Origin of the sequence: Peribacillus sp. NPDC101481, from assembly GCF_044767165.1 — a bacterium.
GTDB lineage: Bacteria > Bacillota > Bacilli > Bacillales > DSM-1321 > Peribacillus.
The window spans coordinates 144,221-158,720 of record NZ_JBIWNJ010000003.1; the positions used below are offsets into that span (position 1 = coordinate 144,221).

Below are 14,500 nucleotides of genomic sequence, written 5' to 3' on the forward strand. Positions count from 1 at the left end.
GGGATTATATTGAAAAAAAGGAGCCGGTTGAATTGATAAAGACGATTGCGATTGATATGGACGGAACATTGTTAAACAAAATGCAAAAGGTCAGTGAGGAAAATAAACACGCTATCCAGAGGGCGCAAAGTGAGGGAGTGGAAGTGATCATTGCTACTGGAAGATCTTATGTGGAAGCAAGGTTCGCTTTAGATGAAGCAGGCATCGTATGCCCTGTCATTTGTGTAAATGGTGCTGCACTCTTCACGGAGGATGGAAATATTGCCGCTTCCAATCCAATGTCAGCTGCCACTGCTAAAATGGTCGCTGGATTCCTCGAAGAACAAGGGATTTATTTCGAAATATATACGAGTCAGGGAATTTATTCTAAAGACTATGAAAACGCAATATCTGTTTTGGTTGATGTATTCGTTACAGCCAATCCGGACATTGACCCTGAGAATATGCGGAAATATGCGGAGGAGCGTTTACAGCTTGGACAGGTAACTTCCATTTCCGATTATTCCGAGTTATTCAGCCGTTCGAATGAGGAATATTATAAAATTCTCAGCTTCTCAAAGGATTTAAATTTATTAAATGAAATTGCTTCGAAATTGGAAGGACAGGGAGTTACAGTCACTTCATCGGGACGTGAAAATGTGGAAATCATGAGTGAAACAGCTCAAAAAGGTACGGCACTTGAAACATATGTGAATGGAAAATCCGGATCGATGCAGGAAACGATGGCTATTGGGGATAATTATAATGATGTATCCATGTTTGAACGGGTAGGTTTGTCTGTCGCAATGGGAAATGCCCCGCTCGAAATAAAAAAACTGTGTGATGAAGTAACAGGCAAGAATGATGAATCCGGTGTAGCGGAGGCCATTTTAAAGGTACTTAAACAGTCAGCCTATTAAACTCATGAATCGAAGGGAGAAAGACTTTTGAAAAAATTGCTCTTATTTTTCCTTATGGCTGCATTGATTTTAACTGGTTGTAACATGAATGATGATGACACTGAAACCGAGCCGAATCCTGACAAGGAAGTGACGGGCACTTTAGGCGAAGATCCGGATGTGCTGGTAACGAACTTGCATGCCCCATGGTCGATTCAGAAGAATGGGGACACAATGTATGTTTCGGAGCGGACAGGAACTATCGTTGAATGGGACAAGGGTAAGATGACACGGCAAAAGGTCAACCTAAAAAAGACATTGTCGTCAAAAGCGGAAGCTGGGTTGCTTGGATTTTTATTAGCTCCCGATTTCTCTAAGAGAGGGAAAGCTTTCGCTTATTATACGTATGAAGAAGGCGGGAATCTCATCAATCGAATCGTCATTTTAGAAAAAAATGATGATGAGTGGCATGAGATGGAGACCTTAATCGACGGAATACCAAGCGGGGACTTCCACCATGGCGGCAGGATCAAGATTGGTCCGGATGATAAGCTATATGCAACGACAGGTGATGCAAGAAGGGTTGAGATCGCACAGGACACAGATTCTTTAGGCGGGAAAATTCTGCGCATGAACCTGGATGGCACCATTCCGAACGATAATCCTTTCGCGAATTCATACGTCTATTCATACGGTCACCGCAATCCACAAGGCCTTGCTTGGGATGAAGCAGGACAGTTGTATGAAAGTGAGCATGGAGATTCGGCTCACGATGAATTAAATAAAATTGATCCGGGTAAGAACTATGGCTGGCCAGAGATACAGGGCGATGAGCAAAAAGCTGATATGGTAAAACCATTGATTCATTCCGGTGAAAATACATGGGCTCCTTCTGGCATGGCCTATTTTGACGGAAAGCTCTATTTTGCAGCCTTAAGGGGCGAAGCGCTTAAAAGTTATGATGAAAAAAACGGAAAACTGACTAATATCATTACGGGCTCAGGAAGGATACGCGATGTATTCGTTGATGAAAAATTTCTTTATTTCATAAGCAACAATACGGACGGCCGAGGAAATCCTGATGAAAAGGATGATAAGCTTTATCGTTTGCCGCTATCTCAGTTAAATATGCCTTGATGTAATCAATCAGGAGAAAAGAAGCATATAAAAGGAAACCTCGCTAATAGCGGGGTTTCCTTTTTGGTTTATGTCCTTTAAAATCACGAGTAAAAGCCCCAAACTCACGAGTATTTGCGTGGAATTCACGAGTAAAAGCCCCGAATTCACGAGTATTTCCTCCAAACTCTCAAATAATAGCCCCAACCTCCTGAAAAGAGGTTTTTTCTTGTTGTGTAGGAAGTGATGGAGAAGCTTAGGAAACAGTGTGTCTACGATTATTTTCGTTCATCCGAAGGCTAGACATTTTTACTGAATAGGTGTATAGTTACCTAGGTAACTACTTTACAGGAGGAATACCTTTGTCCTTTCAAAATGGTTTTTTTCATCATAACTTACAATTTTCAAGGTCATTTACGAAAAAGTTAAATGAACAATTGGCCAAGGTTGATCTTTATCATTCCCAATGGTCGATTGTATATTATCTGAGTCAGTTCGGCTGTTCTACGCTTGTTGAAATAAGCACTTATTTAGATGTGGAGAAACCGACGGTAACCAGGACGGTAAACCGATTGGAAGAACTTGAGTTGATTGAACAAGTTCCTGGAAAAGATAAACGGGAACGGAGAATACAGTTAACGGAGTCAGGTTTAAGGACTTATCAAGAGGCCAAAAAGGTAGTTGAGGAATTTGAACTTCAATTAATGAGCGGTTTGGCTGAAGAAGACCGGGAGGCAACGTTACGAACGTTGATTTTCCTGAAGGAAAAATTAAAACAATAGTAAGGAAGAAGGATTGAAATGAATCAAAAACCGAAATTGTGGACGAAAGACTTTCTGATTGTTTCGTCTGCGAACTTTTTTCTATTTTTAACTTTTTATGTCTTGATGGTGACATTGACCATTTATACGATAGATAATTTTCATGCTTCGCAAGCACAGGCAGGGCTTGCTTCAAGTATCTTTGTTCTCGGTGCTGTGCTTGTCAGACCGATTGCAGGGAAAAAAATTGACAAGATCGGCCGCAGAAAGATGTTGCTTGGCTCGTTGGTGCTATTCCTGATTGCATCCATTGGCTATTTCCTGGTGAATGGTTTATCCCTCTTATTGATTGATCGGCTTATTCACGGTTTTGCTTTTGGCCTTGCCACTACGGCAACTGGAACGATTGCTGCAGATATCATTCCGAATGAAAGACGCGGGGAAGGCACAGGTTACTTTGCCATGAGTACAAACTTGGCAATGGCTTTCGGTCCGTTTATTGGATTGCTGATAACACAGCATTTCAGTTATTCCATCATTTTCTATGCAGCCTCTTTATTTGCCGCGTTTTCTTTAGTTGCATCGTTATTCATGAATGTGCCTGAAGGGGAAAAGGTCGGAGCTTCACCACAAAAAGGATTTAAAATCAGTGATTACTTTGAAAAAAGGGCACTTCCCATTGCCGTTTTTATCGGATTTGCCGGATTTACCTATTCGAGCATCTTGTCCTATTTAACGTCTTTTGCAAAGGAAATGGATTTAATGGATGCGGCGAGCTTTTTCTTTGTCGTATTTGCTGTATTCCTTTTGGCGTCCCGTCCGTTTACAGGCCGGATGTTTGATGTGAAGGGGGAAAATGCAGTTATTTACCCATCGCTCTTGCTATTTGCCATCGGTATGGTCATCCTGAGCCAATCCCATCATGGTATCACGCTTCTGATTGCCGGCGCCTTTATCGGAGTGGGTTATGGTACGTTCCAATCTAGCAGTCAAGCGATTTCCATCAAGGAAGCCCCCTCAAATCGGATGGGATTAGCCACATCCACATTTTTTACAATGTATGACTTCGGTATTGGTGTGGGCCCGTTCCTATTGGGATTCCTTATTCCATATACAGGGTTCAAAGGGTTATTCATAGGAATGTCTATCTTTGCGTTCATACTTATTGGCATTTATTACTTGGCGCATGGAAAAAAAGCCTCGGCAAGAGTGAAAATGCAGCATGAGGAACGCTTGTCTGCTTAATTTTTTGAATATGATTGTATAAAATGAAGAATTTTGGGGATGCTTATATTATGATTGATTTTCCAAAAGTATCCCCCTTTTCTCCGCCTGTATCCCACAGGCGTTTTTTTTTATGCCATAAACAAAGAAAACCGCCATATTGGCGGTTTCTTTAAAACTTATAGGTCCATAATCTTTCTTTGCGGATCCAGTCTAGAAAATCGGCATCCTGATTTTCGAATTTTTCTTTCCAATCGATCACCATTGCCTGAGTTTGCGAACGGTGGGCAGTGAATGTGGCTACCTTTTTTTCTTCGACGGCAGAGATATCATGAATGATGTCAGGTTGCCCTAATTCGTCAATGCAGTTATTCGAGAAGGCGACACAATGAAGTTTAGGCCTCTCTTTCACTTCCATTCTTTCAACGGCCCGCACCACAGCCCGTGCTGTCGCTTCATGGTCAGGATGGACACTGTATCCTGGGTAAAACGTAATGATCAATGAAGGGTTCAATTCATTGATGGCATCGGTAAATAATGAAGTCAGCTTTTCATCATCTTCGAATTCAATTGTCTTATCACGCAATCCAAGCATGCGTAAATCTTGGATGCCAATCGCATTTGCTGCATCGATTAATTCCTTTTTACGAATTTTAGGGAGCGATTCCCTTGTTGCAAATGGAGGGTTTCCTAAATTACGTCCCATTTCTCCTAAAGTTAAGCATAAATAGGTGACAGGAGTGCCCGCTTCTCTATGAAGGGCAAGCGTTCCGGAGACCGAGAAGGCTTCATCATCGGGATGTGGGAATATAACTAATACATGGCGTTCTTTTTCCAAGGTATATTTCTCCTTCCGTTCTACTTACAGTGAGTATTGTTATCGGTAAATGGGAGTTTTCATCGGAATTATATGATATATTTCAAGCAAGTTGCCATCATTCAAAAGGAGTGGGACTGAGCTGCATGGAGACAGCAAGCTTTCCGGAAAAATCAAGGCCTGCCAATAGCAATCTTCCTTGTTCATCCATTTCGAAGTGGTTAACGCCTTCTGCATATACCCAGCCAATATTGAGCTTCAAGCCGATGCGGTAGGGTCCATCCCCAACTATCTTCCCATGTTCATACTGTATAAGAGCATTACGAATATAAGCGCCTGCCGAAAAGAAAGCTTCATCTACATGAGTGGCATAGGCACCATTTGTCGTTTCAAGGTGAAGATATACATCTTGTCCTGCGAAAGAATCAATGGCATTTTGCACCTCTGTACGGTCTATAGGTTTCATACTATAATTTCCTCCTTAACTGGGCGGCTAGATAAGCTTTTCCTTCTTTCTATTTTACTAAATAAAAACGAAAAAAGCGAAAAAGGCCGCTCGATGAATTTGAGCGGCCATTAAACTTGATGTTTTATTTTTGTGTTTTTTCAGCGATTCCATATTTATGGTATGCACCATGATTGACAGGTCCAACATAGTCATTCATCTTCCAAGAATGGCGAACGGCCTCGGTGATGAAGTCTTTAGCGATGAGGATAGCCTCACGCGGGCTTTTACCTTCAGCCAATTGAGCTGCAATGGCTGCTGAAGATGAACAGCCGGCACCATGTGTATTGGTCGTTTCGATTTTTTCTGATTCAAGGATTTCAAATTCAGTTCCGTCATATAAAAGGTCAATGGCTTTATCATGATCCAGCTTATTACCGCCTTTGATCAAGACATATTTTGCACCAAGTTCATGAATCTTTTTGGCTGCAGCCCTCATATCGTCAATCGTCTTGATAGGCGCAGTTCCCGCTAACTGAGCGGCCTCGAACAGGTTTGGCGTGACTACAGTTGCACGTGGAACAAGCAGTTCGCGCAGAGCTACAGCCGTTTCAGGGTGCAATACTTCATCTTCACCTTTACATACCATAACTGGATCGATTACGACCTTGTCCAGCTTCAACTCGTCTATTTTACGGGCAACAAGTTCAATGATTTCCACTGATCCAAGCATTCCCGTTTTCATGGCATCGATGCCGATTGATAGAATCGTTTCGATTTGGGCTTCTAAAACCTCGACCGGTGTAGGGAATACATTATGGGACCAGCCATTCTTTGGATCCATCGTCACGATTGTCGTTAAAGCGGACATACCGTAAACGCCGAATTCTTGGAATGTCTTTAAATCTGCTTGAAGACCCGCACCGCCGCTCGAATCCGATCCGGCAACTGTCATAGCTCTTTTCATAGTCATTATGTGACCTCCTCAGGAGAATTAGATTTCGATATTATCAGCATACCAGTTAATATCCTATTTTTAGAATATACCAAAATTTCTTTTATGTAAAACTTAGTTTTCACCTTAATATGAGTACCTTAAGAAAGGTAATGGAATGGCCACGTATGAGTCATTTTTTCGGACATGGAATTCAGAAAATAAAATGGGTGGGTGGCCTGCTTTTTAGCCTTTTGATCCTACTTTCCATCTTTTGATATGCAAAGCAAAGTTTGTGAAGGTGTCATTATTTTCAAAGTTGATTTAAAATATTTAAATATAGTGGGATACATTTAGTAGCTTTACCGTTCGATGCTGGATTAAACCTAAAAAAGGGAGGGTGATTTCTATGGAATGGACAATGTTGCTTTTAGCTGGTGGGAAATCAAGCCGTATGGGCGTGAATAAGGCCCTGTTGTCCATAGGTGGCATTGTGAACATTTCAAGAGTGGCATCCGAATTGAAAAAGGTGTCAGAAAACATTATGGTCATTACGAATACAGTTGAAGAATATCGTTTTCTGCAGCTGCCGCTAATTCCGGATTTACATAAAGATCTAGGACCTCTTGGCGGATTGCATGCAGGGTTGACCTCATCGGAAACGGAGCTTCAGTTCCTTGCAGCCTGTGATATGCCGTTTGTGAGTGCAGATGCCATAAAGGATATCATATCCAATTATGAACCTGAATTCGACGCAGTCATTCCAGAAATAAATGGCAGGCTCCAGCCGCTTTTTGCTGTTTACCATAAAAGATGTCTTCCTGTACTGACGGACTGTTTATTAAAACATGAATTGAAAATGAGACTATTTTTGGAAAAGATTTCGGTGAAAATCATGAAAGAAACCGAATTTAAGTTATATCGCGAGAATCCTGAACATTTTCACTACCTTTTTTTCAATATGAATACGATGGAAGATTATAAAGAGGCAGGTTATATTGATCAAACTGAATTATATATAAAGGATGGTAGACATGAATTATAATATTTCAAAAGAGCCGATTGTCATCCAGGAAGTGATTGATAAAGTAGTCAGTCGAAATGCAGGTGCGGTCACGACCTTTATTGGTACGGTGAGGGAAATGACGAAAGGGAAAAAGACTCTCTTCCTAATATACGAAGCGTATGAACCGATGGCCATCAAGAAATTGGAGCAAATCGGATCTGAGATCAAGGAGCGTTGGCCTGATGCAGAAACGGCGATCACCCATCGTGTAGGTAAACTAGAAATCACGGATATCGCAGTGGTTATTGCCGTTAGTACGCCACACCGGAATGATGCATATGAGGCAAACAGGTATGCGATTGAAAGAATTAAAGAAATCGTCCCGATTTGGAAAAAAGAACACTGGGAAGATGGGGAGACATGGGTCGGAAACCAGTTGGAAACCGTTCCATATCCAACGGGGAAACCGGAAGAGGGGGATATTGATGATTAATGTACTTTTATTTGCCCAATTGAAAGATGAGCTAGGTAAAGAGACTGTTACTATAGAAGGAAATGGAATGAGTGTGGCCCAGCTAAAAGGAAAACTGAAGGTGGATTTTCAATTGGAAGGTCTTGAAACCGTGATGACAGCGGTCAATGAAGAATTTGCCGATGATGACACAATTCTATCTGATGGAGATACTGTAGCTTTCATTCCGCCAGTAAGTGGAGGCTAAAGCATTTGGAAGGGAGGGTTCACGGTGAAAGAGCGATTTTCAAGGCAGACTTTATTCGCCCCCATTGGTGAAGGGGGCCAATTGAAAATTATGAAGAAGCATGTATTGCTTCTTGGTGCAGGGGCTTTGGGATCTGCTAATGCCGAGGCCCTTACTCGTGCAGGAGTAGGGAAGCTTACCATTGTCGACAGGGATTATGTCGAGACCAGTAATTTACAGCGCCAACAAATGTATACGGAACGGGATGTCGAGGAGAAACTGCCAAAGGCAGAAGCGGCAAAGCGTCATTTATTTGATATCAATCATGAAGTTGAAGTGAATGCCATCATCATGGACGCAACAGCCCAGAACCTCGAGCAGCTGCTTGGTGATGTTGATTTGATCATGGATGCAACCGATAATTTTGAGACACGGATGATAATTAATGATTTATCACAAAAGCTTCATATACCATGGATTTATGGGGCATGTGTGGGGAGTGTGGGGATGACTTTGACGATCCTTCCCGGACAGACACCATGTTTGCACTGTTTGCTGAAAGCAATCCCCATTCAAGGTATGACCTGTGACACAGGAGGAATCATATCACCAGCAGTAACGATGGTAGTGGCACACCAAACTGCCGAAGCTTTGAAAATCCTTGTAGAAGATTGGGAATCTGTACGGCCTGCACTTGTTTCTTTTGATCTGTGGAGAAATCAATACCAAACCGTTAAATTGACAAAAGCGAAAAAGAAAGATTGTCTCTCATGCGGGGAGCAGAGGACATATCCCTTTTTAACAATGGAGAATGCAACGAAAACGGCTGTTCTTTGCGGGAGGGATACTGTACAGGTAAGACCGCCAAAACCTTTGAAACTGCAACTCGAGAAATTAGCCAAGGATCTGGACGGCAGCGGCTATTTGGTGAAATTCAATCCATTTCTTCTCTCTTGTGAAAAAGCTGGGGAGCGTATCGTCATTTTCAAGGATGGACGGGCGTTGATACACGGTACGAAGGACATGGTCCATGCAAAGGCCACGTACCAAAGAATCCTGGGATAATGATTATAAAAAACGAGGCCCCCGGTTAAGGAGCCTCGTTTTTTATGAATTCATATAGGGTTTTAGTGTGTAACCCCGTCTTTATTGTCTTGTTTGGAAGCGACGATGACTACTTTTCCTTCGTCAAGAACTTCCTCGTAACGTTCTGCCTCCATATCACTAAGGCCAAGGTTGCTCATTCGATTACGAAGTTCATCTCCGCGTGATTTAAAGAGATTTCCGACGGTATCAAGGAAACCTTGTTCCTTCATGCCTACACCTTCTGTATTTGTATTCTCGGTAAGGTGTTTTGAACGGGTTTTATCATGGGCAAACAAATATACATCGTCTTTCGTATAACCTGATGTAACTAATTCATCGATTTTTTCCTTTGCTTGTAAACCGTTTTCTACTACATGTACTTGATACATATAAACTCCTCCTTGAATTTCAGTGAGATTCTCTTGAAAATAGGTAAATGGAATCTTGCTTATTACAGTTGTTGATTGGCTATAGTAGTATATAACCTTGTTTGGGCACAGATAAACATTTTTATCGAAGAATATTTAGTAAGTGGTGAAGCGGAATACCTTTTGAATGCGGTAGGTCAAGTATTTGAAGACAGGCAGTTTCTTTTGGTATTCACTGTAATCCACCGTGTAGGTTCCGTTTTGATTTGTCCAAAGTCTTTGAAAGTAGCTATCGACATCCTTGGAAACGCCGGCATCATTTGAAGCATGGATTTCAACATTCGCTTCAAGATTATAGTCATCTAGATTGCGGGAGGTATAATTAGCCGATCCTCCAAGGATAACCGTTTCATTAGCCTTTTGGATCATCATCAATTTTGTATGGAACTGTTCTTTATCTGTTTTGTACCAGCGGATCGAGATGTTTTCATCCCCCAGTTTTTCAAATTCGGCGGCAACCGGAAGGTTGGGAAGCCCGATTTTCTCACTTCCGAAAGCGTTTTGATTCGGATCCAATATCATTTGAATCTTCACACCCCGTTCAGCTGCATCCGTTAATGCCTCGACAACCTCGCGATCGGCAATGTAGAACATGGCAAGATGGATCTTGTCCCCCTTTTTTGCATCCTTAATTGCCTTAAGGACATGTTTATTGATTTTTCCTTCCGTTAGCAGTTGTACCGATATCGGTCCTTTATCTGCCGATGTCCCTTTGAACTCAGGAAATGACTTTGGTCCTCCCGAGAATTTCGAAGCGGCTTCTTCGGCTTTAAGAAAATCGCCGATGATATTCCCATCCATCTGGAACGCGATATTGGAATGGAATCCACTTGCGTCATGAGGATTGGCAGATGAGATGATGGCCGTTTTTTCAGTAGCGACCACTTTTCTGTGATTGGCTTTGATATTCATCAGTCTAAGGTAAGAACGCAAGGTGACCTTTGGTGCGCTTTTGGCCATTGGATTCACAATCCAGCCTTTTCCGCTTTCACCGAACCATTGGAAAAAGGTCCGATACACACCTGAATAGAGAGGATTCGGATCCCGGAGGCGGTCTAAGTTGGTAACAATGACATCAATTCCATTTTTCTTCATCGTTTCCAATGCCTCTAATTGGTAGGCATTATAGGAAGTATTCACTTCATCTGTAATGAATATAACCTGGAGATCAGGTTTCCTTTTCTTCTGTTTCACCAGATTATCCTTCAGAGTCTCGGTTAACTTCGGGAAGTTTATCTTTTCATCATAAAAAGCATTAAACAAAAACATATCGATTACGATATAAGAATCAGCCTCTTCTATCGCTTGATTTATGGTTTGGAAAATTCGCTGCTCATGTTGCAGATTCCCTTGTTCATCGTGATAGGAAAGGTCATAGATGAAATCGATATCCTCGACATGATGAACTTTTCCTTCATAAGAAATACCATCGGGGAGAGGCTTGTAGCTGTTATAGACGATTACGATTGCAATGACGATCAAAATGCTGACAAGCAGATAAAATCGTTTTCTTTTGTACCATTTTTTCATAGGGAATCCTCCAACATGGTTAAATTGCTTGCTAACTTTCTATTTTCCCACTTTGGGGTATATAGAAACATACATCGTAATCTATGGAAAAGGCAAGGCGATTAAGTTTGATATAATATAGTTTCAAAAAGTGGAAAGGGGCTGTGGCAGATGGAAAAGCAGTTATTGACAAATGATTGGTGGCCTCTATTGAAAGAGGAATTCAAAAAAGAATATTACCAGGAGCTAAGGGAATTTATAAAGCAAGAGTACAGCCAGCAAGTTATTCATCCTGATCAGGACGATATTTTCAATGCGCTTCATTATACTCCTTATGAAGACGTAAAGGTTGTCATCCTTGGACAGGACCCTTACCATGGCCCTGGTCAAGCGCATGGCCTTAGTTTTTCAGTTAAGCCGGAAGTTCGCATCCCACCCTCTTTAAGAAATATCTTTAAAGAGTTAAACACCGATCTAGGCTATGAGGTTCCGGATAATGGTTACCTTGTTGAATGGGCAAAACGGGGAGTGCTTCTATTGAATACCGTCTTGACTGTGCGTGAGGGAGAGGCGCACTCACACCGCGGAAAAGGATGGGAAATCTTTACGAATCAAGTTATTCGCCTATTGAATGACCGTCCGAAACCGGTTGTATTCATCCTGTGGGGAAAACCTGCTCAAACCAAAATCCCTTTAATTGATGAAACCCGCCATAAAATCATTAAGTCCTTACATCCAAGTCCGCTGTCGGCTTCCCGTGGTTTCTTTGGCACAAAACCTTTTTCCAAAACAAATCAATTGCTGTTGGAAATGGGGGAATCCCCAATTGATTGGAAAATCACGAACCGATGATATGGGCAGGAAAACGAAACGGGTGAATTGTATGGCGTGCAGTCATTTCTATATAACTTGGGATCCCAGTTTTCCAAAGGGCTGCCGTGCTTTTCAATTCAAAACATCAAACCAGCCTTCTCTTGATGTCTTTCATTCTTCAGGACAGCCATGCTTGAAATTTCAAGCCAAGCCAATGAAAAGGTAGGAAATATGCAAGGTGTTTTCTTCTCTGATTTTTGCTATGCTAGTTATGATAGTTTTGACCTGTATATAGACGAGGTGGTAAAGTTGGATATTTCATCAAGACAAATGTTAGATAAAATCGAAGAGCTTGTTTTAAAAGCGAAACAGGCAAATTCAGAGGATAAGGTGCAGGGGTATGTAATCGCCATTAAGTCCCTTTGTGAAGTAATGGTGGATGAAAACGCGGTGAACATCAGCATACCGAAGCCAATCACATTGACCCAGCCCGTTATGTCGGCTACACCGAATGTAGAACCGGTTAAAATGGATGAGGCCAATGGGGAGTCCTTGTTCGATTTTTAAATTAGGGAAGGGGAGCGAAATAATTGAAACTGTTCATCATTTTAGGTGCATTGAATGGGTTTATTGCTGTGGCACTAGGTGCATTCGGTGCACATGGACTGGAAGGGAAAATTCCCGATAAATATTTAGAAACCTGGCAAACCGCTGTTCAATATCAAATGTTCCATGCGGTGGGTTTATTGGTACTCGGTTTATTGGCCGGGAAAATTTCAAGTCCGCTGATCAACTGGTCCGGCTGGCTTATGTTAATAGGAATTATCCTGTTTTCCGGAAGTCTATTCGTTCTAAGCGTTACGCAAATCAAAGTCCTAGGGGCCATCACACCGCTTGGCGGAGTTTCCTTCTTGGTTGCTTGGGTCTTAATGATCGTTGCTGCATATAAATACTTGTAATGAAGGTAGCTGATCTTCTTCGGTCAGCTCTTTTTTGGGAAAAAGTCATTCCAATATAAGAAGAGCCTCAGAATCAAATAGATTCTGAGGCTCTTCTATATAGGATTTTTTTACCTTGGCGAATAGGTGGTAAGCCCAGTGCCTCCAAATGGATATTCATATTCGATTTCTTCATCAAACGTTATATAATCTAAGTATACCATCGGGATTAAGTATCGTTTTCCCGTTTGAGGATCGCTTATGATTAAGTGATCGCGTCCTGCAGCCTCGATGATTCCTTTGAAGATCTTGGCATTCCATTCCTTGTTGTTTTCAAACGTTGTATAAACAGTGGCCAATTTCCCTTTATTCAAACGCAAGATGTTCTCGATGTACGACTGTTCGACCGGAAGCATGCCAGGTATCTGTGGTCCGGAAGGGGGTTGACCCATCGTCATCGGCACTTGTTGTGGCGTGCCTGCCATAGTGGGCTGTTGTGGCTGGTATGATGGCTGTTGGTATCCTTGCTGTTGGTAACCTTGTTGCGGGTAACCTTGTTGCTGGTTAGGATTCTGCTGCCTTAGTTCAGGCTCATTATTTTCATAGGGGTAATAAGGGCTTCCTCCGTACGGATAATTACCATAAGGATTATTTTGTGACATTGCATTCCCTCCTAAATTCAAGGTTTAGTTGATGCTGTGGAATTTGGACAATCCGAGAGAGTGGACTGGAAGAAACAGTGCGATTTATAGCGACCGGTAGTATTGTATATGTTTTCTGGACAATCCCCGGGTGGCTTAAAAAACCACAATGAATGTTAAGCGATACATAACGGCTGCCGTTCATGATAAGCCATATCCTCTTGTCGGCTAATTAATAGAAGTAACGTTCCTTCACCTCGCTGGAGTCAGGAATTGCCTTGATCAATTTTCCTGAAGCTGAATGGGACTGTGAAAAAATGAATTCATCACTATTGAAAATGTATGGGATATGGATTGAATTTATTCCAAAGCCGGGAAAAAATAAGGAGGGGACGCAAAAAAAGCCTCCGGAAACCGGAAGCTCATCGTCTTATACGTATAGGAATGAAGGTACGTTTTCTTCCGGCAGGATATTGCCTACAAAGAAAGAACCAAATGCAGCGTAACGTGCACTCACTTCATCAAAACGCATTTCATAGATTAATTTTTTAAATTGAAGGACATCATCTGCGAATAGTGTTACGCCCCATTCATAATCGTCAAAACCGACAGAACCCGAAATGATTTGTTTCACTTTACCTGCATAACTGCGGCCAATCAAGCCGTGGGAACGCATTAAGCCTTTGCGCTCTTCCATGGAAAGCATATACCAGTTATCATCGCCATCACGACGCTTGTCCATTGGATAGAAGCATACATGTTTCGCTTTTGGAAGTATCGGATAAAGTCTGGAACGGACATGAGGGTTCTGGTATGGATCCTCATCATCTCCGCCAGCTAAGTAATTGCTTAATTCCACGACGGAAACGTATGAATAAGCGGGAATTGTATATTCGGCAAGCTTCGTTTTGTTGAATTCGTTTTCAATTGCATTCAATTCTTCCATGGTTGGGCGGGCAAACATAAGCATGAAGTCCGCTTTCTGACCAACGATTGAATATAGGGCATGGCTGCCTTCATTGTCGCTTTGTGTCATATTCCATTTATCCAGTAAACCTTGGAACTCCGAGATGGCCAATTGGCGTTCGTCACTTGATAACGTTTTCCAAGAAGACCAGTCAATTAGACGGAAATCATGTAAACAATACCAGCCGTCCAGTGTTTGTGCTGCTTCACTCATTACGATCACTCCTAAGTCTTATTATA

Annotated in this window: 18 protein-coding genes; 11 read left to right on the forward strand and 7 right to left on the reverse strand. The window is 41.9% G+C overall.

Annotated elements, in window-relative coordinates; all coding sequences use genetic code 11:
* The first annotated feature begins 32 nt into the window (after window positions 1-32).
* The 4 genes from ACIROD_RS19415 (at window position 33) to ACIROD_RS19430 (ending at window position 4,000) form a co-directional block, all read left to right on the forward strand.
* Window positions 33-899: a Cof-type HAD-IIB family hydrolase gene (locus ACIROD_RS19415; RefSeq protein WP_101223882.1), complete on the forward strand. Its 867-nt coding sequence runs from the start codon at window positions 33-35 to the stop codon at window positions 897-899.
* 27 nt (window positions 900-926) lie between these two features.
* Window positions 927-2,015, forward strand: coding sequence for a PQQ-dependent sugar dehydrogenase (locus tag ACIROD_RS19420; RefSeq protein ID WP_402943242.1), 1,089 nt, complete (start codon window positions 927-929; stop codon window positions 2,013-2,015).
* A 341-nt stretch (window positions 2,016-2,356) separates the two neighbouring features.
* Window positions 2,357-2,776, forward strand: coding sequence for a MarR family winged helix-turn-helix transcriptional regulator (locus tag ACIROD_RS19425; RefSeq protein ID WP_053536927.1), 420 nt, complete (start codon window positions 2,357-2,359; stop codon window positions 2,774-2,776).
* Window positions 2,777-2,794: 18 nt separating this feature from the next.
* Window positions 2,795-4,000 carry an MFS transporter gene (locus ACIROD_RS19430; RefSeq protein WP_402943245.1) on the forward strand — a complete coding sequence of 402 codons (1,206 nt, stop codon included), beginning with the start codon at window positions 2,795-2,797 and terminating at the stop codon, window positions 3,998-4,000.
* 151 nt (window positions 4,001-4,151) lie between these two features.
* On the opposite strand, the gene bshB2 is transcribed toward ACIROD_RS19430, so the two are convergent.
* The 3 genes from bshB2 to pdxK form a co-directional block, all read right to left on the reverse strand.
* Window positions 4,152-4,817, reverse strand: a complete 666-nt coding sequence (gene bshB2, locus ACIROD_RS19435) for a bacillithiol biosynthesis deacetylase BshB2 (protein ID WP_402943248.1) — start codon at window positions 4,815-4,817, stop codon at window positions 4,152-4,154.
* Window positions 4,818-4,914: 97 nt separating this feature from the next.
* A complete protein-coding gene (locus ACIROD_RS19440) occupies window positions 4,915-5,262 on the reverse strand; it encodes a YojF family protein (protein ID WP_096339115.1) in 348 nt (115 codons plus the stop codon).
* Between the two features lie 124 nt (window positions 5,263-5,386).
* Window positions 5,387-6,214, reverse strand: a complete 828-nt coding sequence (gene pdxK, locus ACIROD_RS19445) for a pyridoxine/pyridoxal/pyridoxamine kinase (RefSeq protein ID WP_230176092.1) — start codon at window positions 6,212-6,214, stop codon at window positions 5,387-5,389.
* A gap of 370 nt (window positions 6,215-6,584) precedes the next feature.
* Between pdxK and mobA the strand changes: the two genes are divergently transcribed.
* From mobA to ACIROD_RS19465, 4 genes are read left to right on the forward strand one after another with little or no spacing between them, the layout of a single operon-like run.
* A complete protein-coding gene (gene mobA, locus ACIROD_RS19450; RefSeq protein ID WP_402943253.1) occupies window positions 6,585-7,220 on the forward strand; it encodes a molybdenum cofactor guanylyltransferase in 636 nt (211 codons plus the stop codon).
* Window positions 7,210-7,674, forward strand: a complete 465-nt coding sequence (locus ACIROD_RS19455) for a molybdenum cofactor biosynthesis protein MoaE (RefSeq protein ID WP_260358804.1) — start codon at window positions 7,210-7,212, stop codon at window positions 7,672-7,674. Before mobA ends, ACIROD_RS19455 begins: the two co-directional genes overlap by 11 nt.
* A complete protein-coding gene (gene moaD / locus ACIROD_RS19460; protein WP_402943257.1) occupies window positions 7,667-7,900 on the forward strand; it encodes a molybdopterin converting factor subunit 1 in 234 nt (77 codons plus the stop codon). The genes ACIROD_RS19455 and moaD overlap by 8 nt, the downstream gene beginning before the upstream one ends.
* Before the next feature lie 24 nt (window positions 7,901-7,924).
* Complete coding sequence (locus tag ACIROD_RS19465) at window positions 7,925-8,944, forward strand: MoeB/ThiF family adenylyltransferase (protein WP_402943260.1); 1,020 nt, start codon at window positions 7,925-7,927, stop codon at window positions 8,942-8,944.
* Window positions 8,945-9,006: 62 nt separating this feature from the next.
* Here ACIROD_RS19465 and ACIROD_RS19470 read toward each other — a convergent pair whose 3' ends face one another.
* Together ACIROD_RS19470 and ACIROD_RS19475 are read right to left on the reverse strand one after the other, a co-directional pair.
* A complete protein-coding gene (locus tag ACIROD_RS19470) occupies window positions 9,007-9,354 on the reverse strand; it encodes a YflT domain-containing protein (RefSeq protein ID WP_053536921.1) in 348 nt (115 codons plus the stop codon).
* A gap of 135 nt (window positions 9,355-9,489) precedes the next feature.
* Window positions 9,490-10,923: a phospholipase D family protein gene (locus ACIROD_RS19475; RefSeq protein ID WP_402943263.1), complete on the reverse strand. Its 1,434-nt coding sequence runs from the start codon at window positions 10,921-10,923 to the stop codon at window positions 9,490-9,492.
* 150 nt (window positions 10,924-11,073) lie between these two features.
* On the opposite strand from ACIROD_RS19475, the gene ACIROD_RS19480 reads away from it, so the two are divergent.
* The 3 genes from ACIROD_RS19480 (at window position 11,074) to ACIROD_RS19490 (ending at window position 12,674) form a co-directional block, all read left to right on the forward strand.
* Complete coding sequence (locus tag ACIROD_RS19480; RefSeq protein ID WP_402943265.1) at window positions 11,074-11,754, forward strand: uracil-DNA glycosylase; 681 nt, start codon at window positions 11,074-11,076, stop codon at window positions 11,752-11,754.
* A gap of 270 nt (window positions 11,755-12,024) precedes the next feature.
* Window positions 12,025-12,282 carry a YwdI family protein gene (locus ACIROD_RS19485; RefSeq protein WP_402943268.1) on the forward strand — a complete coding sequence of 86 codons (258 nt, stop codon included), beginning with the start codon at window positions 12,025-12,027 and terminating at the stop codon, window positions 12,280-12,282.
* A 23-nt stretch (window positions 12,283-12,305) separates the two neighbouring features.
* Window positions 12,306-12,674 (forward strand): DUF423 domain-containing protein, encoded by a 369-nt coding sequence (locus tag ACIROD_RS19490; protein WP_137017372.1) that lies wholly within the window; start codon window positions 12,306-12,308, stop codon window positions 12,672-12,674.
* A gap of 110 nt (window positions 12,675-12,784) precedes the next feature.
* Here the strand turns inward: ACIROD_RS19490 and gerQ are convergent, their stop codons facing one another.
* Complete coding sequence (gene gerQ, locus ACIROD_RS19495) at window positions 12,785-13,315, reverse strand: spore coat protein GerQ (protein WP_230176097.1); 531 nt, start codon at window positions 13,313-13,315, stop codon at window positions 12,785-12,787.
* 409 nt (window positions 13,316-13,724) lie between these two features.
* The gene (gene hemQ, locus ACIROD_RS19500; RefSeq protein ID WP_101223873.1) at window positions 13,725-14,474 is read right to left on the reverse strand and encodes a hydrogen peroxide-dependent heme synthase; all 750 of its coding nucleotides are present in this window, start codon (window positions 14,472-14,474) and stop codon (window positions 13,725-13,727) included.
* Between the last annotated feature and the right edge of the window lie 26 nt (window positions 14,475-14,500).